The sequence below is a fragment of the Paenibacillus castaneae genome, from assembly GCF_002884445.1.
Classification (GTDB): Bacteria; Bacillota; Bacilli; order Paenibacillales; family Paenibacillaceae; genus Pristimantibacillus; species Pristimantibacillus castaneae.
In genome coordinates, this window is sequence record NZ_KZ614144.1 from 5,048,050 (window position 1) to 5,070,027 (window position 21,978).

Consider the following 21,978-nt stretch of genomic DNA (forward strand, 5'->3'; position numbering starts at 1 on the left):
CGTTATGTGATTTATTTATAACGATATCGTCTTACCAGTACGCAATAACTTTGAATATTGTATCATTCTGAATGCTTGTTTGCCATCTTAAATAAGCAAGTATTTGCATAAAGATGCAGTTAGTTGAATACGACTGTCTTATTCTGGTGCACAAGCACTCGATCCTCGATATGCCATTTTACTGCGCGCGCCAAAACAACTCGTTCTATTGTACGTCCAATCCGCTTCAAATCATCCACATTGTCGCGATGGCTTACGCGCTGAACGTCCTGCTCGATAATAGGTCCGCCATCAAGCTCCTCTGTCACATAATGCGCGGTAGCCCCGATGATCTTCACACCGCGGTTATAAGCTTGCGCATACGGCTTGCCTCCCACGAATGCGGGAAGGAAGGAATGGTGGATGTTAATGATCCGATTCGGGAAATGCTCAATAAACTTCGGCGAAATGATCTGCATGTAGCGGGCTAAAACAATAATGTCCGCTTTATCTGCAACAACCTCCATCTGCTTCTGTTCTGCTTCTTCCTTCGTGCTTGCTGTAACCGGAATATGGTGGTATTCAAGGCCAAATGACTCCACAAGCTCGCGCATGTCCGGATGATTGCTAATAACCATCGAAATATCCGCATCCAGATCGCCAGCTTTCCACTGCCATAGAAGCTCAAGCAGGCAATGGTCTTCCTTGGATACAAAAATAGCTAGGCGCTTCTTGCGGCTTGCACGAAATGTATGCCACTTCATATCGAAGCGATCGGCCACTCTGGCGAAATCCTCCACCAGCACGGGAAGCTCCTTTTCCATATCTTGCAAATCGAACTCGAAACGGATAAAAAACATGCCTCCTTCCGGATCCATTGTATATTGATCCGATTGGACAATGTTTGCTCCATGCTCGTACAAGAAATGGGATACAGCCGCTACAATGCCTGGACGGTCCGGGCAGGAAATCAGCATGCGCGCACGGCCGCTGTTTATGCTTGCTCGCGTATTGGCTAGCGAGTTAAATTGTGATGACATGAATTTCAAACTTCCTTCCTTTTGACTATATACTAGACGTTCGAGAGCAGTTGTTTACCCGCAAACCAAGCAATAATACGTTGATTAATTTGCTCCTCTGTCAGAGTGCTTGGCAAAGGTTCACCTGCGACAATGAGGTCGTACAGACGTTCCATCGGCTCGCGAGGGTCTGCTTTTTTCGCTTTCGCGTCATTTTTAAGCAATTCCCATGTGGAAAGCACGAATACGGTTGGATCAATTTCTTGCTTTCCAAAAAAGTGATGCAAGCGCTCCACATCATCGAAGAACGATTCACCAAAGCGATTACGCGCATTGCCGCTAAGCAAAGCGATCTCCGCTTCATACATAGGACGCTCTGTCTTCGCATCCTTGCCAATCCAAGGCGTCTCAAGAATGAACGGACGCCCTTTGAGTGCATCATGGTGTACGATAGAAGATATAGCCTCATGTCCGAGACAGCCAGCACCTATTGGAGCGTGTCTGTCCTTGCCCGCTCCGCGTACGTTTTTACTGTCATTCACGTGAACGACGGCTACACGGTCTAATCCAACTATCCGATCGAACTGCTCCAGCACACCGTCCAAGTCATTAATCAAATCATATCCTGCATCATGCATATGGCAGGTGTCCATACATACCGTCAGCCGGTCATTTGCTTGTACCTTGTCAATAATGGCTGCGATCTCCTCGAAGCTGCGGCCGATTTCCGTCCCTTTACCAGCCATTGTCTCCAGCGCAATGTTGACATTCGTTTCCTTAGTGCCTTCAAGAACTTCATTTAAGCCCTCTGCGATACGTGCAATGCCATATTCTGCATCTTTGTCCGTATAGGCGCCAGGATGTAAGACAATATTACGAACACCGATATAATCGGTTCTGCGAATCTCTTCTTGAAGAAAAGATACTGCCAGCTCGAATGTAGAATCCTTGTATGAGCCTAAATTCACAATATAGGGAGCATGCACGACAATCTCATTCATGCCCATTTGCTCCATTAGTGCTTTTCCTTCTTCAATATATAGCGTATCTATCGGTTTCCTTCTAGTGTTCTGTGGTGCGCCTGTGTAGATCATAAATGTACCTGAGCCGTATGCAGCTGCTTCGGTAGCGGCAGAAAGCAGCCCCTTGTCCGAAAATGATACGTGGGAACCTATTTTTAACATAAAGATTTCGCCCCTTTCGGTTGATCAAACCTTATTTTACAAGGAATGTCGAAATAAATCTAGGAATACGGTATAATTCATTATTGAGGTGAAAGACACTTATGAAGGCAACGCCTGATTGGTTCATGTATTTTATCGTTTTCTGGGCAATTGTCATGGTGATTGCGATGTCAATTGGCGGTTTTTTCATGTTTCGAAAATTTCTCAAGGTGCTTCCAATGCGGGACGGCAAGTCCAAGCTTGATTGGCAAAACTACTGGGTAGATCGGAGCCGCAGCATGTGGAGCGATGAATCCAAAGAGCTGCTAGACAAGCTTGTCTCGCCGGTGCCAAGCGCTTTTCGCGATATAGCTAAACATTCTATTGCAGCCAAGATCGGCCAAGTGGCGATTGAACACGGCTCTTCGACTGTCACGCGTGAGCACTGCATTGAAGGCTACATAAGAGCTACACCAAAACGTGATTACCGAAGCCTTGTCACCTTCCTTGATCGTCAAGGAATAGACTACGGTCCCTATAAGCATCTACTTAATAAATGAGTTTAAGCCGCCTAGCGCTGCTTAAACTCATTTATACTTTGTTGTCGCTTGGCGCCACTGCTGCGTCAGCGCTTCACATTTCGGTTAAATATAATTGTAACCATTCTCGTTCCCATTTCGTTATATCCTATAGGAGGTGGTTCTATTGATGAACTCATCGAAGCAAAGAAGAAGCAAAAAAACAGCGACAGCAGGAGCAATTCTTCTAGCTGTAATGCTAGCCGCATCAGCTTGCGGCAGCTCGAACACGACAAACGGCGTCGTTGAAAATCCAGGAACAATTACTGAAGGGCCCGTTGTTGATGAATTACCTAACGAAAGCGGCGTGATAGAGCCTGATATCTCGTCTCCTGAGCCTACACCTGATTCCAGCAATAATGTTGGCTCTGAGAAACCAGAGACGGATAAAGCCATTGTCGCAGAAGGCACTTATATAGGCTTATCTGACTCACATTCTATCGAAATCGAAACGGCGACCGATACTATTCCTCTTCAAATAACAGAAGAACAAGCAGCGACATTGGACAGTTTCGAATCTGGTGCGAAAGTTAAATTCGAATATACAGAAAAAGCTATAGAAGGCGAAACTAATCTGAAGCAAAATTGGCTTACGAAAATCGAAAAATTGTAATACATGTGTAAGAGGAAGGAGCGAGGCGTATGCGGGTTGCGATTACTGGGGGAACAGGCTTTATCGGGAGTGCGCTGACAAAGGCATTGCTTGCGAGAAATGATGAGGTATGGATTATTTCTCGCCACAGCCCCAAGGAGCGTTCCGAGCAAGCCGGTCTGCATCGAGTTACATGGGTGGAGCTGTCCGTTAATCCATCTTTACTGGATGGGATTGATGTGATTGTCAATCTCGCTGGAGAATCTATTAACCAGCGATGGACGAACGCTGCGAAGCAGCGTGTGCTAAATTCAAGACTGACAGCAGCAGCCCATATCGCCGAGCTTCTTCAATCTCTTCAGAATAAACCGAGGCTCGTTATTAATGCTTCGGGCATTTCCGCTTATGGCATTTCGGAGAATGGCCTATTTGATGAAACGAGCCCGACTGCCGTTACTGACTTTCTATCGGATGTTGTGCAAAAATGGGAGCAAGCTGCTGATGCGATTCAAGCTGAGCGGCTTGTTAAGCTGAGAGTCGGTGTCGTACTGGACAATAAGGGCGGCGCTTTCCCGTTAATGGCCATGCCCTACCGCCTATTCGGCGGCGGCAGAATCGGCAGCGGAAAGCAATGGCTGTCTTGGATTCATCTCCAAGACATGGTCCGGTTAATCCTGTTCATTATCGACAATGAGCATATAAGCGGTCCAGTCAACGCATCTTCTCCAGAGCCAGTTACGAATCAAACGTTTGGCAAAGCCATTGGCAAAGCTATGGGAAGGCCGCATTGGTTTCCTGTGCCGGCATTTCTTATGCGGACATTATTCGGAGAGATGTCAACGCTGCTGCTTGATGGGCAGCGAGCGATTCCGCGCAAAGCGCTCGATAACGGATTTACTTTCCTTTACCCAACCGTGGACAGCGCCATGCAAGAGCTTTTAGGCCCCAAATAATGATTAGCCTCAGCTTGACCTCAGCTCGTATTTAGGTCCATCTACGCCTGCTAAATGGATAATGTCACCCATCGCAAGGTTATAGGACTTGTATGGAATCATTGTTTTTCCATTCAGCAGGCTCCCATTTCTTGACCCCAAATCCTTCGCTTTATGCTCACCATTGGAATGTTCGATCTCCAAATGAATTCGCGAAACACCATTAGCCTGATCGGCATAGCTTACCTGCTCACCTGTTCTGCCTATTTTGAAGCAATCCTGTTCCAAAAGCTCGATTCTCGTCTCTTGGCCCTCCCAGCATCTTTGCAGCCAAGCTGTTCCCTTACTCGTTCCCTCCAGCTCCTGTTTTCTCCCAAGCAGCACGGTTGGCTCCGCAGCTGGCATGACAAAATTAGCTGCTGCGACATGCATGGAAGGCAGGGTAGACAAGGAAGACAGCCTAAACTCATCCTCATTCAGCTTTCCATCACTTATTTGATTTGCCTCATTAGATTCAATCTCTTCGTACATGTTGTAGTGCTGCTTAGGGAACGTTTCGGAATGAAACGGCTTTTGTTCGTTTTCTATTGAATCCTCTTCTGAAGCAGTATGCTTCCCTGTTCCTTTTCTCCATATAAACAGAAGCGCCGCTAATAGCAGCAGCGTTATGCCTGCACTAATAAGAAGCGTATGACGAGCTGCCTCTGCCAAATAAATAAAACGCCATACACAAGCAATCATAACGAAAAGAACCGCCGTAAATATCCAATTGCGCTTAACGTCCCGTTCTTCTTCATCCAGCTCGTCTACAAATGGAATGTCTGCCAATGTTCTGTGTACGGCAATCACTTCATCTGATGGGGCTGGAGGAGAGAAGTTCTGAATCGAAGGCTGAATGCGCGACGTACTTCTTGGCATGGGTTCCAAATTCTGCTTTTGTGTGAGGTCTAATAATGACTCCTCCAATCGTGGTGATTGCAGCGGCTCATCCCCGCCTATCAAATCCAGAAGCGTCTCCCGCAGCTCTACCAACGGCCATTTCTTTCCTGTAAGATGCTGCAAAACTCGCTTTAAGCCATCCCCGTCAATTTGATCGATATAGGAAGTAAAGCGTACGATAAGCGATAAAAGGTCTTCAGCACCCAGCGCGGACTCTCCGCTAACCTTTTTCATAGGAATGTACGCAAGCCGAATATCATGAAGCTGTTCACCAATAAATATGAATTTCTCATCAAGCAAGCAGCCTTCGGGGCGAAGCATATAATGCTTGCACTCGTTCAGGGCATCCGTTACCCCCAATAAGAGCATATAATATTGCTTCATCGCAAGAGGCTGCTGCTGCAGGCGATGCAAGAGCATTTTCTTTCCCGTGAGCGTATAACGAAATGTGACTTCTCCATCCAGTTCAAACCAGTCTAGAGGCAATAAATAAGGGATGGTTTGGCTGTGCAGCATATTAAGCTCTATTTCATCGAGTTCGTTTCTATAAATCCCTTGCTCTCTGCCTATTGTCATTTCATGCTCCCGATTCATTGAAAAATCAATTCGATAATTTTGCATTTTACTATTCTCCTTTCCAATTAGCTTTTTAGCTGATCATAGACCATACCGTAACAGCAGCAGGAGCAACAGCCAGCATAAAGGGGAACTTCTTTCCTGCCTCAGCCCACTGCAGCCATTGCTTTCTTCTCCAGCTTGCTGCGGGAATAAGCATGGCTATAAAACCAGCTGCTGCTCTTTTGCCAAAGGATCGATTAGCAATGACGAGACAGACACCGATTAATCCAGCGTACAAAATAGCATAGAGCATCAGCTCCAGTACGACCCCCATGCCTACCCACGCCCCTAGCGCTCCAAACAGCTTGACGTCACCTGCTCCTATTCCCTTCGCAAGATGAAGCAGAAGCAGAGGTATGAACCCGGCGGCTGTACCAGCCGCTGCTGCAGCTGCGCCGCTCATTCCGTCAATAATGATATGGTAGATGATTGCGGCTGCGAAGAAGTTCACTGTTAGACGATTGGGAATAATTTGCGATTTCACGTCCGTAATAAAGGCTAGTACTAGCAATAAGGCCGCTGCTCCTATTTGAATAACATCCATCCCGATTCCTAATCTCCTTTCCTGACTGCATCTAATGCTCTTTATGGACTGCTCCCGATCTTCTCAACTGCGAAATGCATCGAAACATAATGATCCTGTCTTGCAGACTCCGAAGCCGTAAATTCCCATATGCCAGGTGTTGTATTACCTGATACATGCCATGTCCACTGTACATATCCATTTGCATCTGCAACCGCTTCTCCAAGATGCTTTGCTTTACTTGAACCGCTTTTATATGTAACCGCAAGCGAAATTGCAGCGCCTGGCGCCGTCTTAACAATGACGGTAGCTTTCCTGCCTGGCCGAATCGGCGTTGGCTCTATGGATACTACCTGTAATGGAATGGCATCAGAAATATGGTTATCCCCATATCTTGCAGGAAGTGCATCGCTTATCCATACTCGCTCTGCCGCCTGTTCTATAAGTACAATTGGTTTTCCGTAAAAGGGAAGCTTTAGCGGAAACTCATATTCGACCGAAATGCTCAAATAAGGCTCGTTTGTCTTATATAAATCCGGGAGCGTTAACCACTTCAGCCTTATCCGTTCTGAATCAAGAATAGCTTCATCGGAAAATTCTCTAATCAAAGGCTCGACAACCGACCTGCCTAATTCTGTCGCAGCTAAATTTTGCAGAGGCCGAAAATCCCCCCGCAGCGCGGAAGACACTAACGTACCCGCTGGGAAAGGCAGCCATTCGGCTGCTTCCGCTGCAACCTCACTCCAGGGAGATAACGGAGCTTCCGGCTTCGCTTCCGGCGTATTGCTCGACTTCATCTGCTGCCATGCCAAATCTGCGGGATGAATATGAGCAGCTATTTGTCTGACCGTTTGGGAGGCGGCTGAATGAAGGGCCATCTGCACGGCGCATAGACGAATCAGCATCACAAATACAAGGAGCACCATAATAATCAACGGCATAACTAAAGCAGCCTCTACTACAATCGATCCTTGTTCATTCGCTTGTCGTCTATGTTCAATAGGACAAGCCAATGGTTTGTGTCGTCTCATAACGGTTGCCGACAACCTTTCCTTCCAATAGTCCAAATCGGCCTAATACCTTCATTAGCCCGGGCACAAACCAAAGCTCAGCAGACACCTGCACTTCTCCTGTTACCCCGCTCGGTACCGCAGACAATGTCGCTTCGCTGTTCTGTTCAATGACCGCAATCATACGAGCCAGCCTTTCTTTCTCATCCGCGCTATGCATCAGCATAAATAGCCTTAAGTAATCATTGTAGGAAAGCTCAACCTTCACATATTTGGACAGAGGTGCCGTCCCTTTGTTTGTGAATGCCAACATATCCTCCATTGTTTTCTCTAAACCATAAATAAGTGCTGCGGACAAAATAAGCAGTGGATGACCAAGCGATCTGCTTTCAATAAGTCCTTCCATCGTCCTAACGGCAAGGCGTACAGCAAATAATTCGCCATACGCTGCGGCTATATTTCCGATAGGATTATGAAATCCGTAAATGATATATTCTACTTCTTGATTATGAAAGGATATCGCGTTCGATAGTTCTTCCAGCTCTCCATCCTTCATCATAGATCGCAGATTTTGCGGTGCAAACGCTGTATAATGGTGAACCACATATTCGCCATAATAGAGTGAATCTCTTGTTCGCTCCAGCATATCCCCCATTCCTGCAAACAAGCCGCTCATGAGCTCGGTTGACTGCTCAGCTTCCTCATGGGCATCTTTAGCTTGGTCGGAAGCGGTTATCTTCTTCGCCTCATTCGACTGCTGATTAAAAAGCAGATTAGCTTCAAAATGCTTCTTAACTTCGTCGAATGGCTTAGTATGCTCCTCCGATTGAGGAACGGAAGAAAATCCACGCAGCATGCTGCGTGCTTGCTTCCAGAGAGAACCAGCCTGATTCTCCTGCTGCTTGAGCTTTTTTTTCACATCTGTATTCTCCAGCTCTTCTACTCGCTTCATGATCACAGATGCTGGTTGTATATAATTCACCTCATAACGGCTATAAGCAGCTCTTAGAGCCTGAACGCTTTGAAGCAATGAATCCGCATATGCTGCATTAAGCGGCCTGTCCAACGAAGATGAACTTCTCGAATGAAAAACGGCTGCCTCCCCATCGAGAGCCGCAAATACATTTCCTTGCTCTACCAGTTCTTCTTCATAGACGGTAAACCAGCTGTCAGGCAATATAAGCTCATCAACTGCCCCTTTGATTTGTTCAAGCTCAGACGCCGCGTTTGTCGGAACATCATGCTGGTCATAGTCTTCCAATGGATTATTGCTCACTTTATCGTAGCCTGCATTCGCTTCTAATTGACTTGCTTGGTCAACAAGCTGCCTCATTTCCTCATTGAGCACCCTTGCTGCTTCCAGCTCCTTTAATGCCTCTGCTTGCAGCCTTATCTGCTCTTTCAGCGTCTCATCGCTAATCCACTTCAGCTCCGCAGCTAACAATCTGGATTTATCCTCATACGTAGCAATCTCATGGGTGTACTTCGGTTTTCCTCCCCCAGGAAGCGATTGATCATAGGTAACCTGCTCTACATAAAGTTTGTATTCATTAGCGACTAGCAGAATCGAATGTACGCCTATAGGAACCATATTTGGATTCATCGGAATCATGGCCTCTATACCGCTTCCGCTTACTATTGCAGCCGCCTTCTGCTGATGCTGTAACACCCGTGCAAGATGCGCTTCACGCTTTTCGTACAGTTTCCGCATGCTCTCAAGCAAGTTGACAGTTAGCGTCGCTTCCTTCATTGCTCCAGCCATCGGTGCAAACCTAGCAGCAAGCTCCAGCGTAAAATCAATCGGAGCCTTGTACTTCATTTCTTCGAGCACTTGTCTGGCAAATACATCATGATTGCCAAGAAATGCAGATGATTGAAGCTTAGGTGCTTCTACCTTCAATTGCACCATTCTCTGTGTCTGTTTCCTTAAACCTTGTTCCAATTCCGTGTTTCTTTTCATCGCTTCCGCGAAGATCGTCTGACCGTCTGTCCCCCCGCGGCCAAACAACCCATATTTCTCATATAATGCTGTGTCATAAGCAGAAAGGACGGAACGCACGCTGGAGCGGACAGCATCATCAGCAAGCTTATGCATAGCTGCAATTCGGGCATAATCAATGAGCAAAGAAAAGAACAGCAGCAGTGACGACAATACAATAACGGCAAATACAGTTACTGCCCCATCATCACGCAGCAATAATCTCCGAAGGCTCTGAATGCTTATTCCTTTGTCATGATTTCCCGCGGCCATAATCGCTTCGCCTCCTAGTATCTGCAAGTCTGCCCGTTTCGCAGCTTAGCTTATTGCTTATGAGCTGAATTATCGCCTTGATAAGGCGCAAGAGCCTTTCCTGCTTGAGACTTGGCTTGTGCTGCCCCGCCTTCTTTTTTGGCAAATTTAGAGGAATAATACCTTACAAGATCAATGCTGCGGATAAATTCTGTAGGATCTACAATAGAAGCAGCAGCTGCGGTTTTAGGTTCTCGCTTCAGCCAGCTTTGCTCCAGTGTTCCTAATGATAGGGGCTGCTTGAGCTTCACTTCGATCGATCTTTTCAGTAAACCTCGTGAATAGCTGATCTGACCCTCATGTACAAGACCGGCATGCGTCAGCCACTGGGCAGCCTGCTTCATTTTGCGAAGAGATAATTGATTATTTTCATTATTGGACTCAAGGGGCAGAGAGACTGTTAGTTCCTGACTTTCGCCCCCCAAGCCAAACAAGCTGCTTAGCATTTCGTCTTCTGTCATTCTCCAATACAAGCCATCATGCTGCGATTCGCTGAGCATGCCGCTCTTCGGTGCGCGAAAGCTGTTATCCCAACTAAAGGCAGCACGCTCAGCCGTTGTTGATGCTGCATAATAAAGAATGACCTTCTGATACATATACATCCCGAAAATGATAAAGAGCAGAATGAGAGCCAACAATAGCGGAAAAACAAGCGTGGACTCCAATGTAAAGCTGCCCTGCTCCTTTTTTAGCCATCGCAAGAGCTGTTGTCTATATGTATTCCTGCTCACTTTTCTCACCCGCTAGCCAAAAATTTTGTCCGCCTCATCATCCGCTTTACCCATCAATCTCTCAATTAAGTCAATGATCCAATCCTTGAACAAAAGGGCAATAATAATGACAACCGCAATAATTAGAATAATTTCCAGTGTTCCTAGCCCTTCCTCCTGCTTCCAAAAAGACCGTATCGCATTTCCTAGTTTTTTCATTGTCCAACTTCCTCTCCATTAATAGTTAAGACATAAGCAAAACAGCTGGCGATGCTACTAAAATCATGAGCACAAGCAAAATACCTACTAGAGGGAATACAAGCTTAGATGATGCTTGCTCGCCCTTTGATCTTGCAATTGCTTTGCGTTTCTCCCATAGCGTATAAGACAGCTCTCGCAATGCGAGCACGAAATGCTCGCCTCCACGGCGATAATTAAGCAGCAATACAGTCGTGAAAATCGACACTTCCTGCACGGCACAGCGTCGGTTGAATCTCTCCAATGCGGAGCTGAAGGAATGTCCGTTGCGAATGGAAGCTACTGCATCGCCCCATTCTTTATAAAGCGGATGCTGCTCCAGCTCCTTGCCTTCTAAGCAGCGTGCCAATGCAAGCTGCACGGTCTCACCCGCACCAACAAGCAGCATAAGCTTGCTTAGCATATTCGGCAGCTCCGTAATCATTTGCTGCTTCCGCTCCTCGACCTTGCGTCCCGCTTCCATGATGGGCCGCAGAGCGAGCAATATGCCAAACAGCAGTCCCATTATAAGGAGCAAGGGCTCTTTCCCCACCAAGCTGAGCCAAGCGCAGCCTGTCAGCGCTGCATATCCGCTGCCAATAGAAGCCGCGGCCTCTGCTTTCGTTCGCTCGATGGACCAATCACTCTCTTTCAATACGAGAAGCTTCATATGATAGCTGTTCAAGGTAAGCTGCAGTGAATCGAATACATGCAGCTTTTCAAGCATTTGTCTGAATGGTTGAATCATGAAGAGCTGCTTCAGCCCCTGATCCGATTTATGCATTTGACGATTTCTGCCCAAAATCTGAACCCATGCTATTTGCAGAGCCTTCGTTCCTGCAATGTATAACCAAATTGCCGTTAAAATCATAGCAGCAATTGCTGCAGCCATTGTCCTCCTCCTTCCCTGCTACATTCGAATGCTCATCATTTTTGTCATAATCCAGAAGCATAGAAGCAGCAGAAACAGCGCTGCTGTTAATAATAAATAACCTGCACCTTTGTATAGTGGAGCCATATAATCTGGGGCAGCGAGGCTTAGAAAAGCAAGAAAGACGAATGGTACTGCCATCATGATTCGTCCCTCGAACCTTTTCTGAGCGATCATAACGGCAATTTCCTGTTCTATTTCTAGTTTTTCACCTATAATGACCGACGTCCGCTTCATGACCTCCAGCAAATCTCCGCCAGTACGCTTGCACGCTGCCAGCGCATCAACAAACTGTGTAATCTCGTCGACATGCGCTCGATCAGCAAAGTTGCGAAGCGCATATTCCAGCGGCTCGGCGTTTTCAAGACGAAAGCGCACAATTTGGAACTCCCACAGCAGTTCCGTTCGGGAGTCGGGATAAAGCAGTTTCAAATCGTCAAGCGTAGCTAAAAAAGCATTTTCCAGTGATCGTCCTGCTGCTAATGATGAGGTTAATGAAAATAACGCTTCTTTAAATTGAAGCTTCAATCTCTCCTTGCGCTTCAGAAGCAGTGCATCCCTCCTTAACCTAGGAGCAAGAACACCGCTGATTGCTGCCGCGCATGAAATGATCAAAGAGTGATAGAACAAGTAAACAGCGGCAAACATGATTGTGGCAGCTATGATAGCCGTTATAAGAAACTGATTCCGGCTTAAATGGTATTTCCCATAATCCATTAAGAGACGTCCTGCGCGAATATCGGCTAATACCACATTATTTTCCCAGCAGCACCATTCCAGAAATCTCTGTACTTTGCCTATTTCCGATTGCTTCCTTAGCTTCAATTTGCTTGATCCTGTCATCCGATCGTCACCCCAGACCATGCTGCTTTACCTGCCATAACCAGCTTGTCCGTTCGGGTTAGAGAGTTGCCAGTCGCTCTAAGGCCTCCAATTATATTCCCATCTGCTTCGCCCTCCTCCTCAAATACAAAAAGCGGGTTCAGCAGCACCTCGCCGCCTTCCATTCCTTTGATTTCGGAGATATCTGTAACCTTACGCGAACGATCTCGGAACCTCGATAAATGAATAATAATATCAATAGCCGAAGCAATTTGCTGGCGAATCACCTGCACAGGCAGGTCGGCAGCGCTGAGCACCATCGTCTCAAGCCGGGCAACCATGTCCTTAGCTCCATTGCTATGGCCGGTTGACATAGAACCAGAATGGCCTGTATTGAGTGCTTGAAGCATATCCAGCGCCTCCCCGCCGCGCACCTCGCCGACGATAATACGATTAGGCCTCATCCGAAGCGACGCTCGAATAAGATCGCGAATTGTAATCTCGCCTTTGCCTTCCGTATTCGCATTACGAGTTTCCATTGAGACCAAATTAGGCAGCGTGCGAATCTGAAGCTCTGCCGAATCCTCAATCGTAACGATTCGCTCATCTATCGGTATAAACTGAGATAGTGCATTCAGAAATGTTGTTTTGCCCGTTCCCGTTCCTCCGCTTATAAAGATGTTATACTGAGCGCCAATCAGCTCTTTCAGGAAATCAGCCGCTTCCGAGGTGAGTGATCCGATCGATACAAGCTGCTCCATTGCCAGCGGCTGCTCAGGAAATTTCCGTATCGTCATGCACGGGCCCTTCAATGCAACGGGCGGCAAAACGACATGTACCCGAGAGCCGTCCTTCAGACGCGCATCCACAATGGGCGAAGATTCATTCACGACGCGATTTACGCTGGCGACGACGGTCTGAATCAAATCCTCCAAGCGCTCCCTGCTTTCAAACGAAACAGGCAGCAGTGACATTCGTCCATTACGTTCGACAAATATTTCAGCGTGGTGATTGATCATAATCTCGCTAATTGATGAATCCTCCATTAATGGCTGCAAAATATCCAATCCTCTAAAGGAATGAAACAGCCTTCGCACCAGCTTAACCTTCTCTGTCGCCGTCAGCGGATTTCGCTCGCACCACTCGAATACAATACCCTCCGCTATTCGCATAAGGCTGTCATCCGATAAGGAGCTGCTAAAATCGATCTTCGAACGAACCTTGTTGCGGAGCTCAAGCACCGTCTCATCGTTCAGCAGCTCTATCTCCTCCTTCCTTCATCATATATTTGAAGAGCTTGTCCACCGCTGCCCGGAATATAGGCGAGGATAGGAGCATCGCAGAGGAAATACCTCGCCACTCTGGAACTTCCGGCAAAACAACCGGCGAATGCGCTAATCCATCCCATTCTGCTGCGCCAGTTGTTGAGGAAATAGCTGATCTATTTCGGACAAACAGAAATTTGCGCTTCAGTCTGCTGAACCTTTCACTCCATTTCTGCTCGCCATATCGTATTGCCAGCATTTGCTTGTTTCGTACGGATGCATCGTCATTTATTACCCAGAGCACTTGATCGGATTGCTCAAATACAGCCGTATGCAGCACATCCAATCCATCATCCAAATCAACGACAATGAGATCGTATTGACCAGAACGTGCAACAATGTCTATTAATTCAAGCGCATCCTCCGCACTTAGCGTCAGCCGATCCTCCAAGTTCGAGCAGGCCTCAATGTAATCCCCCTTCAGCAGCGGATGCCGCTTGCGATTGTCCATAAGCCATCTTACGGATTGCTCAGGCTGTGCTTTCATTCCATATAGCAGCTCAGAGAGCCCTTCACCATCAGTTCCTAAGGTGCTTTCAGTAGAGTTTATACCATCACTGCTTTGGAGCCTTCCCAGCCACGCATTAGCCGTATTCCATCTCTCCAAGTTCAGATAAAAGGTTCGATATTGATGAGAGCTTGCTGCGTGAACCAAATGCAAAGCCAAGGCTGTTTTTCCTGTGCCGCCTGATGCGGAGTAGACGGAGATTACTTTTACTGCTGAAGCTGTTGCCGATAATGCAGCCATTTGAGCTGGAAGAGCCGCAGCTCTTGCATGAATCTCTGCTAAACGCTGCAGCAGCAGGGGAAGCGGCTGATATTGGTGCAGCTCATATGCCTCCTTGCTTTCACCCAGCTTCATGACGAGTGCGACGATTGGTATATTTAAATTCATATCCTTAAGCTCGCTTAACAGTTCCGGCTGTGCGACCAGCAAATCGATTTTGTAGCCTTGTTTGACATATTGCTTATACGCCTCTGAATGCGTGAAGGCTGTTACCTGCCACTGCTCCCCGAGCGGACTATCGCGAACATAATCAGCCAGCCTCTTTAAATACTCCTGTTCCTTCACAACGAGCGCCAGCTGATATTTCATCAACTGCAATCCCCTCCTCTCCGCAATGAAAACACAAAAAAAGCACCATAGAAGGCGCAGATAGCTGCGGCCTTATACGGTGCTTCCGTGTTTGATTATTAACTTTTAATAAAATTTACCATATGGTTGTTCGATCCGTCAACTATTTAAAAAATAATTTAATTTCTCGCTCGGCGCTCTCTTCTGAATCCGCTCCATGTATGATATTGCTGGCTACATCGATTGCAAAATCACCTCGGATCGTTCCTGCAGCCGCTTCTGATGGGTTAGTAGCGCCAATAAGCGCTCTTGCGTTTTTGATCGCATCCTTGCCTTCCCAAATCATAGCGAAAACGGGGCCTGACACAATAAAATCAACCAATTCATCAAAGAAGGCTTTAGCACGCAAATGCTCATAGTGATGCTCCGCATGCTCTCTCGTTAATTGAATTACTCTTGCATCCGAGAGTATGAAGCCCTTTTCTTCAAAACGGGTCACAATACGTCCAACTAAACCTCGAGCATAACCATCAGGCTTGACCATTACAAACGTTCTTTCCATGTAAAATCCCCCTTTGTCTCTATCGGTATAGCCATTTATTTGTTAAGCCATTCAGTAATAATGCCAGCAGTTTCTTCAATAGCACGATTTGTTACATCGATAACGGGACAATCCAATGATTTCATGAACGCTTCAGCGTAATCAAGCTCCTCTTGAATACGCTCTGATGAAGCATATTGTGCTGATGCGGGCAGACCAAGCGTTTTTAGTCTTTCTGTACGAATTTCAAGCAGATGCTCCGCCTGCATCGTCAGACCAACAATCAGTCTGCCAGGGGCAGACTTTAATTCTTCAGGCGGTTTTACTTCCGGCATAAGCGGCAGATTAGCTGTCTTAATTCCTTTGTGTGACAAAAATATGCTAAGCGGCGTTTTTGAAGTTCGCGATACACCAATCAGCACCACTTGCGCTTGAATGAGGCCTCGCGCATCCTTGCCATCATCGTATTTTACCGCAAATTCGATCGCATCCATCCTTCGATGGTAGGCATCATCCATCAGATGCAATAGTCCAGGCTCTCGCTTCGGGAAGCTTCCAAAAGTATCCACATAGGCTTGCATCATAGGACCCATTACATCCACTGCCCGCACGCCCGCTCTAAGCGCCTCTTCCTTCATCAGCTCACGAAGCTCTGGCTGGACAAGCGTGTAGCTGATAAATCCGCCCGTGCTTACCGCTTCAGCTACAATGCGCAATATTTCGTCTTCGGACTTCAAATGACCATACCGTTTAATTTTCACATGCTCAGATGGAAATTGCCGCAGGGTTGCCTTTGCAACCGCTTCCGCTGTTTCACCTACGGCATCGGAGCATACATAAATAGTTTGCTGTGTCATAACTGTGGCTCCCCCAATTCCCCAACTGTTGCAATGTCCGCCATCAGACGTATAATGTTCGACTTGGATACCCAGCCTGCTACTTCCGGGTCTGCCCCATGCTCCTCGCGGGGGACGATCACAGGAAGACAGTCAACCTGATGGAGCGACATTTTACGAATCGCATCCATGATAGAATCATCAGGCATAAGTGTCACTATATTCGGATAACGGGTCATCACCATGCTGACAGGAATAGCCGCAGCCCCTGCGTTTCCAAGCGTTATTTTGAGCAAATCCTTCGGAGTCACAATACCAACAAAGCGCTTCTGATCATTGACGATAAGCAGCGTATCCGCATTTTCCGTAAATAATGTGATTACAGCATCATGCACCGACAGCGAGTCTGGAATATTAACAGGAACACCTTGTACCTCTTTTACCTTCAAAGTGTTGAACTGCTGCAGGGGTTCATTGCTGGAACGATACGTATTACCGAGAAAATAACCGACCTTAGGCTTCGCATCAAGCAAACCAAGCATAACGAGAAGCGATAAATCCGAGCGCAGTGTCGGCCTGCTGACGCCCAGAAATTCTGCTAATTGTTCACCGGTAATCGGTGCATGCCTCTCAACTAGCTCAAGAAGCTCCAATTGCCGTGATGATAATTGAATCTTATTCCCCTCCCCTTTTATATGAGTCATAATTAATCGATATATTACCACTATTCAATAAATAATATATCATAATTATTTTTATCCTACAATTGATGCGAGTGATGAATGCATTCTAGAGTTAAAAAAACCATCGTTTCGTATCCGAAATGTTTCGGTACAAAACGATGGCATAGCTAACACTTATTCATTGGTCATCGCAATAAACTGCTCTACATCGACTGCTGTCAGAGCTACCGCTTCTCGCCAGAAATCGGTCTCCTCCAAATTTACACCTAGATGCTCCTTCGCCAGCTGCTCGACGCTCATTCGTCCTGTGTCACGCAGCAGCGCGACATATTGGTGTTTAAAGTCGGCACCTGCTTTTGATGCTTTTGCATAGATGCCCGCGCTGAACAAATAACCAAATGTATACGGGAAGTTGTAGAACGGTACATCCGTTAAATAGAAATGCAGCTTAGAAGCCCAGAAATGCGGATGCGCTTCGCCCAGCATATCGCAATAAGCTTCACGCTGAGCCGCTTCCATAAGCTCATTCAGCTCAGCTACTGAGACAAGCCCTTCTTTGCGACGTGCATAGAAACGTGTTTCAAACAAAAACCGCGCATGGATATTCATAAAAAAAGCAACCGAACGCTGAATTTTATCCTCAAGCAGCCCGAGCTTCTCTTCCGGGTCAACCGCAGCCTTCATGGCGCAATCCGACACGATGAGCTCTGCAAATGTTGATGCTGTTTCTGCCACATTCATCGCATATTCTTGCGATAAAGCAGGCAAATCATTCATGACGTGCTGATGGTAAGCATGTCCCAGCTCATGAGCCAGCGTCGAGATATTCGAAGCCGTACCGGAATAGGTCATGAAGATTCGAGTTTGCTCGCTCTTGGGAAACGAGGTACAGAAGCCGCCAGGTCGCTTGCCAGCACGGTCCTCCGCCTCGATCCAGCCATCACGGAAGGCCATTTCAGAAAATTCAGCAAGCTCAGGGCTGAACGACCGGAACTGCTCCACGATAAAGGCAGCCGCTTCGTCATAAGGAATAATCTTCGTAGCGGAACCTATAGGCGCTTCTACGTCATGCCAATCAAGCTTCGCAACGCCGAGCAGCTTTGCTTTGCGCTCCAAGTAGCGAACGAGCACCTCTTTGCTTTCTTCTATCGCTGTCCACATCGCTTGCAGCGTAGCTTCACTCATGCGGTTCATTTGGAGCGGCTCCTGTAGTACGGATGCCCAGCCACGCTTCTCATACAGCTTCAAGCGGAAGCCTGAAATCCGATTAAGCGTCTCTGCGCATAACTCGGCCTGCTCGGACCATTCGCGCTCCCATTCCTTGAATGCAGCCTGTCTAATAGTGCGGTCGCCGTCAGATAGACGATTATGCATCTGGCCAGCTGATAACTTCTTTTCTTTGCCATCTTTATCGATATCGGTAAATTTAGCGCGGGACACAATGATGTTATAGTAATCACCCCAGCCATGGTACCCGTCTACTGCGAGATCGCCGGCAAGCGCCTCCAGCTCTGGAGCCATCTTTCTCTTAGCCAGCTCGCGGCGTTCATTTAGGCTGAATGCAACCTCAGCAAGCTTCTCATGCTTAAGCAGCTCTGTCCACGAAACATCATCTAGTCCGCGGAGCATATTGTCATAACGAGTAAGTACGCCAATAAACTTAGCTCCAAGCGTTTTCACTCGATCATTGAGCACACTGGCAGTTGAATCCTTCACATTCTCGGCTAGTAAACAGGAAACAAATGACTCAGATTGGCGCAGACGCAGAAGCAGGCTTTGCAGCAGCTCCGTTAGCTCTCCAAGCTCCGATGCCCCTAAAGCTGTACCAGAGGCTATATTAGTGTCCAGCTTCGCAATATCCTCTCCGATTCCTCTCAGCTCTTCTGCGAAGGCAGCTGAGCCTGAACCTCCCTCATAAATAGCGTCTAAGTCCCAACTTTGCGGATATCCCTTCTCCATCAGCTTCCATCCTTTCTTCTTTGCAATATAAAAAAGCCGAGATGAGGCCGCGTTTTTATTTGCGCAAACCTTCTCGGCGGTGTATAACTTAATTATAAACAGATTGGAGGAATTTCACCATGTCCCAACCATTGCAAATATCTGCAGACACGGCTATTAAATTATCCGAGCAGCTTGGCGTGCCAATCGAGCATTTGATGCATATGCCTCGTCACATCCTGCTTCAGAAGCTTGCAGAGCTTGCCAAAACCAGCAGTCCAGCCTCATCCGATAGTGAAGAAAAATCATGATTCCTTTCGAAAAAGCATGGCCTTATGACATTTTGATGGGTGATCTCTATGTAACCAGCTGTCCCTTCTGCGAGGCGGACAATGTATTGCTGCCCGTTCGACCATCTGAGCTGAAGGATATTCAAGAGGGCACAAAGAGATTATGCGTGTTCCCTTGCTGCCATAATAAAGTAACAATCGTCGATGCAGACCGGGACTATTTATTGACTGACCGTATCCTTCGCAAAAAAATCCGTTAAGCGATAGTAGAAACAGCCGGTTTCGTTTCCGCTGCTTCACCGGTTAGAGAAGTGTCGCTGGACATGTCTGAAGGTCTGGCGTTCTGCTCTTCCCGGATTAGCTGCCACTGCTCTCGGCTGGCGCGGATCATGGATGCATCGACAATTTTCTTATCATTGACGACGCGCGAGAACCAACGTACAGCTTCATTTGGTTCTCCAATTCGGCGATAAAGCTCCCCGATCAGATACATGAGCTTTGCATTGTTAAGCGCAACACCCTCCGCTTCATACACGCGTATGTAGGCCTGCAGCGCGAACCGCAGAAAACGTATTTCCTCATTTCCATTCGATTCATAGCGATTCAGCCACGCAATATGATGGAGAATACCTGCAATCACCCGATCTTTATCCCCAACCGCCTGAGCAGACAGCAGGGCTAGCTTATAGCAAGCCATCGCTTGCTGAGCATTCCGTTCACCGCAATAGTCCTGGTTCTTCCAATGAGACCCGATACTATCCATGTAATTCTTTTTTTGTTGATCGCTTAGCTTCGATAATCCGTTCTCCGTTGAGGCAAAGCCGCATTCCGGACAAACACGGACAACATAGTAATCTGGATTGACCTCTGCTTTATAATAGCCGCAAAAATCCGAATCCGTCTTCGAAGCTCTTTTGAAGCTTGGTCTAACACGCGAGGTCATAAAAATATTTTCGCAGCAGATGCATTCCATTTTGGATTGGTAAAGTGGTTCCATAATGATCACGTCTCCTCTTCAGATGTGTTCACAAAGTGATGTGCGGGTGCGGATAATCTATCAATTATGATGGTTTGCAGATCCTCTTCGATACCAACGTCTTGCAGTGCTCTGCGCATACATCCGAGCCATGCTTCCGCTCGCTCGGGCGTTATAGGGAAAGGGAGATGCCGTGCACGCATCATCGGATGCCCAAATGCATCTGAGTAAAGAGACGGTCCTCCAAAAAACTGGGTTAAAAACATATATTGCTTGTCTATAACAGGGTCAATATCTTCAGGAAATAAAGGCCCTAGTAACGGATGGGCTTGTACCTTTGGATAAAAAGCTTCCACAATTAGTCTTAAAGTCTCAGGTCCGCCGATAGCTTCATAAAGGCTAATTTTACTACTTGTCATCAAATTCATCTCCATGTGTAGGTCATTTGTATTATATCATAAAATTAAAATGCAAATAGATAAAAAAAAGCCCGCATCTGCATTGCGGGCTCATCAATTAGAACGTAATTCCCACTAACCTTCATAATCCTCTTCACCCGGTGCCGTAAGAGATTCTCGAATGACATAGACGAATGCGCAGACAAGAATGCCAGCGATTATACTCATGTTCATCACTCCAACCATTTAAAAGGTAAATCTATTGTACCATAAATAATCTAGGAATCCAGCGTTTTGTAAACGTTTTCTTTCGTGAAAAAATGTTTTTTTACCTTATACAAGTGATGGATGTCCCATTTCTGACATATATGTGTAGGAGGGGTTGTACGACCGTTCTGTTTGCCATATGCATTTCCTATAAAAGAATAAGGAGGCGGCCGTCCTGCTGCGCTCATTCGTCCATCCATTATCGATAACCGCGCTTGGTGCAATATTCATTGTGCTGTTAATGACCGTCTATCCTACGGAAGCCTTACATTCGTCACTACGCGGACTCTCCATTTGGTGGCAAGTTTTATTCCCGGCATTATTCCCCTTTTTCGTCATATCTGAATTGCTGCTTGGATTTGGTATTGTTCATTTTTTCGGGAGGCTTCTTGATCCCTTTATGCGGCCCTTGTTTCGGCTTCCGGGTACCGGCGGCTTTGTCGTGGCAATGGGCTATATTTCAGGATATCCAGTTGGTGCGAAGCTTACAGCGCAACTATGGGAGCAGCGCCTCATCAATCGGGCAGAAGGCGAACGGCTTGTCGCGTTTACGACGACGTCTGATCCCATTTTTCTAATTGGGGCTGTTTCCGTCGGGTTTTTCCATAATGTCGCGCTTGCTCCAATTCTTGCTGCTGCTCATTACGGCGGCGGTCTACTGATCGGTTTCCTGATGCGCTTCCACGATCGCCATGCCCCTTCATCTGCTGGTGAGAACCGAATCACGAAGAGTGAAGGAAGACATAAGTATCGCCCCTCCCGTATGGCCGAAGCCCTCAGAGCGATGCACCAAGCAAGGCTGCTTGACGGGCGTGGTCTAGGAGCCTTGCTTCAAGACTCCGTCAGATCTGCTCTCAAGCTTATGATCGTCGTGGGAGGGCTTGTCGTTTTTTTCTCTGTCGTTATGGAAATGCTGAGCCATGCGGGCATTGTTGAAGCATTGGCTGAGGTGCTGCGGTTTTTATTTCAAATCATAGGATTGCCAAAGCAGCTTGCTGATGCGAGTATTTTCGGGGTATTCGAAGTGACGCTTGGAGCGAGAGCGGCAGGTACGGCAGGCACGGGACTTATGCACCAAACTGCGATAGCGGCCTGGGTGCTTTCATGGGGAGGACTTTCAGTGCATGCTCAAATTGCCAGCTTGCTTAGCCGAACAGATTTGCGATATCGTCCATTTGTACTAGCCAGGTTGACGCACAGCTTTTTTGCCATGGCGCTTGTATACCTTCTTTGGGGCTGGCTTGGGCCTTAATCCATCCTCTCCTTGTCGAATGCACGCTCAACTCATTGATATAATTAACAATTT

At 47.0% G+C, this 21,978-nt stretch carries 24 protein-coding genes; 6 read left to right on the top strand and 18 right to left on the bottom strand.

What is annotated here, in order from left to right:
* Window positions 1–119: 119 nt before the first annotated feature.
* Together purU and CEF13_RS22625 are read right to left on the bottom strand one after the other, a co-directional pair.
* Window positions 120–1,019: a formyltetrahydrofolate deformylase gene (gene purU / locus CEF13_RS22620; protein ID WP_102714245.1), complete on the bottom strand. Its 900-nt coding sequence runs from the start codon at window positions 1,017–1,019 to the stop codon at window positions 120–122.
* 32 nt (window positions 1,020–1,051) lie between these two features.
* Window positions 1,052–2,182, bottom strand: a complete 1,131-nt coding sequence (locus CEF13_RS22625; protein ID WP_102714247.1) for a deoxyribonuclease IV — start codon at window positions 2,180–2,182, stop codon at window positions 1,052–1,054.
* 101 nt (window positions 2,183–2,283) lie between these two features.
* Between CEF13_RS22625 and CEF13_RS22630 the strand changes: the two genes are divergently transcribed.
* The 3 genes from CEF13_RS22630 (at window position 2,284) to CEF13_RS22640 (ending at window position 4,284) form a co-directional block, all read left to right on the top strand.
* Complete coding sequence (locus tag CEF13_RS22630) at window positions 2,284–2,721, top strand: DUF2621 domain-containing protein (RefSeq protein WP_102714249.1); 438 nt, start codon at window positions 2,284–2,286, stop codon at window positions 2,719–2,721.
* A 148-nt stretch (window positions 2,722–2,869) separates the two neighbouring features.
* Window positions 2,870–3,352, top strand: coding sequence for a hypothetical protein (locus tag CEF13_RS22635; RefSeq protein ID WP_102714251.1), 483 nt, complete (start codon window positions 2,870–2,872; stop codon window positions 3,350–3,352).
* 29 nt (window positions 3,353–3,381) lie between these two features.
* On the top strand, window positions 3,382–4,284 hold the full coding sequence (locus CEF13_RS22640; protein ID WP_102714253.1) for a TIGR01777 family oxidoreductase: 903 nt from the start codon (window positions 3,382–3,384) through the stop codon (window positions 4,282–4,284).
* A 9-nt stretch (window positions 4,285–4,293) separates the two neighbouring features.
* Here CEF13_RS22640 and CEF13_RS22645 read toward each other — a convergent pair whose 3' ends face one another.
* The 14 genes from CEF13_RS22645 to CEF13_RS22710 all read right to left on the bottom strand — a co-directional run bounded on the left by CEF13_RS22645 (window position 4,294) and on the right by CEF13_RS22710 (window position 18,762).
* Window positions 4,294–5,823, bottom strand: coding sequence for a DUF6382 and FHA domain-containing protein (locus CEF13_RS22645; protein ID WP_102714255.1), 1,530 nt, complete (start codon window positions 5,821–5,823; stop codon window positions 4,294–4,296).
* Window positions 5,824–5,851: 28 nt separating this feature from the next.
* Window positions 5,852–6,364 carry a prepilin peptidase gene (locus CEF13_RS22650; protein WP_102714257.1) on the bottom strand — a complete coding sequence of 171 codons (513 nt, stop codon included), beginning with the start codon at window positions 6,362–6,364 and terminating at the stop codon, window positions 5,852–5,854.
* A gap of 41 nt (window positions 6,365–6,405) precedes the next feature.
* On the bottom strand, window positions 6,406–7,374 hold the full coding sequence (locus CEF13_RS22655) for a TadE/TadG family type IV pilus assembly protein (RefSeq protein WP_146022751.1): 969 nt from the start codon (window positions 7,372–7,374) through the stop codon (window positions 6,406–6,408).
* The gene (locus CEF13_RS22660) at window positions 7,340–9,604 is read right to left on the bottom strand and encodes a hypothetical protein (RefSeq protein WP_102714261.1); all 2,265 of its coding nucleotides are present in this window, start codon (window positions 9,602–9,604) and stop codon (window positions 7,340–7,342) included. The genes CEF13_RS22655 and CEF13_RS22660 overlap by 35 nt, the downstream gene beginning before the upstream one ends.
* A gap of 50 nt (window positions 9,605–9,654) precedes the next feature.
* Window positions 9,655–10,374 carry a TadE/TadG family type IV pilus assembly protein gene (locus CEF13_RS22665; protein ID WP_166742762.1) on the bottom strand — a complete coding sequence of 240 codons (720 nt, stop codon included), beginning with the start codon at window positions 10,372–10,374 and terminating at the stop codon, window positions 9,655–9,657.
* Window positions 10,375–10,386: 12 nt separating this feature from the next.
* Complete coding sequence (locus tag CEF13_RS22670) at window positions 10,387–10,572, bottom strand: Flp1 family type IVb pilin (protein ID WP_102714265.1); 186 nt, start codon at window positions 10,570–10,572, stop codon at window positions 10,387–10,389.
* Window positions 10,573–10,597: 25 nt separating this feature from the next.
* Entirely contained in the window at window positions 10,598–11,482 is an 885-nt protein-coding gene (locus CEF13_RS22675; RefSeq protein WP_102714267.1) for a type II secretion system F family protein, read from the bottom strand.
* Window positions 11,483–11,500: 18 nt separating this feature from the next.
* The gene (locus CEF13_RS22680; RefSeq protein WP_102714269.1) at window positions 11,501–12,364 is read right to left on the bottom strand and encodes a type II secretion system F family protein; all 864 of its coding nucleotides are present in this window, start codon (window positions 12,362–12,364) and stop codon (window positions 11,501–11,503) included.
* Window positions 12,361–13,599 (bottom strand): TadA family conjugal transfer-associated ATPase, encoded by a 1,239-nt coding sequence (locus CEF13_RS22685; protein ID WP_243864415.1) that lies wholly within the window; start codon window positions 13,597–13,599, stop codon window positions 12,361–12,363. Before CEF13_RS22685 ends, CEF13_RS22680 begins: the two co-directional genes overlap by 4 nt.
* The gene (locus CEF13_RS22690) at window positions 13,589–14,767 is read right to left on the bottom strand and encodes a P-loop NTPase family protein (protein WP_146022752.1); all 1,179 of its coding nucleotides are present in this window, start codon (window positions 14,765–14,767) and stop codon (window positions 13,589–13,591) included. The genes CEF13_RS22685 and CEF13_RS22690 overlap by 11 nt, the downstream gene beginning before the upstream one ends.
* Window positions 14,768–14,906: 139 nt before the next feature.
* Window positions 14,907–15,305 carry a nucleoside-diphosphate kinase gene (gene ndk, locus CEF13_RS22695; RefSeq protein ID WP_102714273.1) on the bottom strand — a complete coding sequence of 133 codons (399 nt, stop codon included), beginning with the start codon at window positions 15,303–15,305 and terminating at the stop codon, window positions 14,907–14,909.
* A 35-nt stretch (window positions 15,306–15,340) separates the two neighbouring features.
* Window positions 15,341–16,141 (bottom strand): pyruvate, water dikinase regulatory protein, encoded by an 801-nt coding sequence (locus CEF13_RS22700; RefSeq protein WP_102714275.1) that lies wholly within the window; start codon window positions 16,139–16,141, stop codon window positions 15,341–15,343.
* Window positions 16,138–16,824 carry a CBS domain-containing protein gene (locus CEF13_RS22705; protein WP_102716512.1) on the bottom strand — a complete coding sequence of 229 codons (687 nt, stop codon included), beginning with the start codon at window positions 16,822–16,824 and terminating at the stop codon, window positions 16,138–16,140. The genes CEF13_RS22700 and CEF13_RS22705 overlap by 4 nt, the downstream gene beginning before the upstream one ends.
* A 153-nt stretch (window positions 16,825–16,977) precedes the next feature.
* Window positions 16,978–18,762, bottom strand: a complete 1,785-nt coding sequence (locus CEF13_RS22710) for a M3 family oligoendopeptidase (RefSeq protein WP_102714277.1) — start codon at window positions 18,760–18,762, stop codon at window positions 16,978–16,980.
* Between the two features lie 119 nt (window positions 18,763–18,881).
* Here CEF13_RS22710 and CEF13_RS22715 point away from each other — a divergent pair, with 119 nt between their 5' ends.
* On the top strand, window positions 18,882–19,052 hold the full coding sequence (locus CEF13_RS22715; protein WP_102714279.1) for a YycC family protein: 171 nt from the start codon (window positions 18,882–18,884) through the stop codon (window positions 19,050–19,052).
* Window positions 19,049–19,291, top strand: a complete 243-nt coding sequence (locus CEF13_RS22720; RefSeq protein WP_102714281.1) for a hypothetical protein — start codon at window positions 19,049–19,051, stop codon at window positions 19,289–19,291. The genes CEF13_RS22715 and CEF13_RS22720 overlap by 4 nt, the downstream gene beginning before the upstream one ends.
* Here the strand turns inward: CEF13_RS22720 and CEF13_RS22725 are convergent.
* Together CEF13_RS22725 and CEF13_RS22730 are read right to left on the bottom strand one after the other, a co-directional pair.
* Window positions 19,288–20,028 (bottom strand): DUF2225 domain-containing protein, encoded by a 741-nt coding sequence (locus CEF13_RS22725; protein WP_102714283.1) that lies wholly within the window; start codon window positions 20,026–20,028, stop codon window positions 19,288–19,290. The genes CEF13_RS22720 and CEF13_RS22725 overlap by 4 nt on opposite strands.
* Before the next feature lie 5 nt (window positions 20,029–20,033).
* A complete protein-coding gene (locus CEF13_RS22730) occupies window positions 20,034–20,426 on the bottom strand; it encodes a globin domain-containing protein (protein ID WP_102714285.1) in 393 nt (130 codons plus the stop codon).
* A gap of 421 nt (window positions 20,427–20,847) precedes the next feature.
* Between CEF13_RS22730 and ylbJ the strand changes: the two genes are divergently transcribed.
* Window positions 20,848–21,924 (top strand): sporulation integral membrane protein YlbJ, encoded by a 1,077-nt coding sequence (ylbJ, locus tag CEF13_RS22735; protein WP_102714287.1) that lies wholly within the window; start codon window positions 20,848–20,850, stop codon window positions 21,922–21,924.
* The last annotated feature ends 54 nt before the right edge of the window (window positions 21,925–21,978 follow it).

Excerpts from the sequence above, each read along its gene's own strand:
- ndk (WP_102714273.1), bottom strand. The coding sequence starts at position 15,305 with ATGGAAAGAACGTTTGTAATGGTCAAGCCTGATGGTTATGCTCGAGGT.
- CEF13_RS22730 (WP_102714285.1), bottom strand. The coding sequence starts at position 20,426 with ATGACAAGTAGTAAAATTAGCCTTTATGAAGCTATCGGCGGACCTGAG.
- CEF13_RS22640 (WP_102714253.1), top strand. The coding sequence starts at position 3,382 with ATGCGGGTTGCGATTACTGGGGGAACAGGCTTTATCGGGAGTGCGCTG.
- CEF13_RS22700 (WP_102714275.1), bottom strand. The coding sequence starts at position 16,141 with ATGACACAGCAAACTATTTATGTATGCTCCGATGCCGTAGGTGAAACA.
- CEF13_RS22720 (WP_102714281.1), top strand. The coding sequence starts at position 19,049 with ATGATTCCTTTCGAAAAAGCATGGCCTTATGACATTTTGATGGGTGAT.
- CEF13_RS22655 (WP_146022751.1), bottom strand. The coding sequence starts at position 7,374 with ATGAGACGACACAAACCATTGGCTTGTCCTATTGAACATAGACGACAA.
- CEF13_RS22705 (WP_102716512.1), bottom strand. The coding sequence starts at position 16,824 with ATGACTCATATAAAAGGGGAGGGGAATAAGATTCAATTATCATCACGG.
- CEF13_RS22630 (WP_102714249.1), top strand. The coding sequence starts at position 2,284 with ATGAAGGCAACGCCTGATTGGTTCATGTATTTTATCGTTTTCTGGGCA.
- CEF13_RS22725 (WP_102714283.1), bottom strand. The coding sequence starts at position 20,028 with ATGGAACCACTTTACCAATCCAAAATGGAATGCATCTGCTGCGAAAAT.
- CEF13_RS22635 (WP_102714251.1), top strand. The coding sequence starts at position 2,870 with ATGAACTCATCGAAGCAAAGAAGAAGCAAAAAAACAGCGACAGCAGGA.
- CEF13_RS22710 (WP_102714277.1), bottom strand. The coding sequence starts at position 18,762 with ATGGAGAAGGGATATCCGCAAAGTTGGGACTTAGACGCTATTTATGAG.
- CEF13_RS22715 (WP_102714279.1), top strand. The coding sequence starts at position 18,882 with ATGTCCCAACCATTGCAAATATCTGCAGACACGGCTATTAAATTATCC.
- CEF13_RS22650 (WP_102714257.1), bottom strand. The coding sequence starts at position 6,364 with ATGGATGTTATTCAAATAGGAGCAGCGGCCTTATTGCTAGTACTAGCC.
- purU (WP_102714245.1), bottom strand. The coding sequence starts at position 1,019 with ATGTCATCACAATTTAACTCGCTAGCCAATACGCGAGCAAGCATAAAC.
- CEF13_RS22645 (WP_102714255.1), bottom strand. The coding sequence starts at position 5,823 with ATGCAAAATTATCGAATTGATTTTTCAATGAATCGGGAGCATGAAATG.
- CEF13_RS22625 (WP_102714247.1), bottom strand. The coding sequence starts at position 2,182 with ATGTTAAAAATAGGTTCCCACGTATCATTTTCGGACAAGGGGCTGCTT.
- CEF13_RS22680 (WP_102714269.1), bottom strand. The coding sequence starts at position 12,364 with ATGACAGGATCAAGCAAATTGAAGCTAAGGAAGCAATCGGAAATAGGC.
- CEF13_RS22670 (WP_102714265.1), bottom strand. The coding sequence starts at position 10,572 with ATGAAAAAACTAGGAAATGCGATACGGTCTTTTTGGAAGCAGGAGGAA.
- CEF13_RS22675 (WP_102714267.1), bottom strand. The coding sequence starts at position 11,482 with ATGGCTGCAGCAATTGCTGCTATGATTTTAACGGCAATTTGGTTATAC.
- CEF13_RS22660 (WP_102714261.1), bottom strand. The coding sequence starts at position 9,604 with ATGGCCGCGGGAAATCATGACAAAGGAATAAGCATTCAGAGCCTTCGG.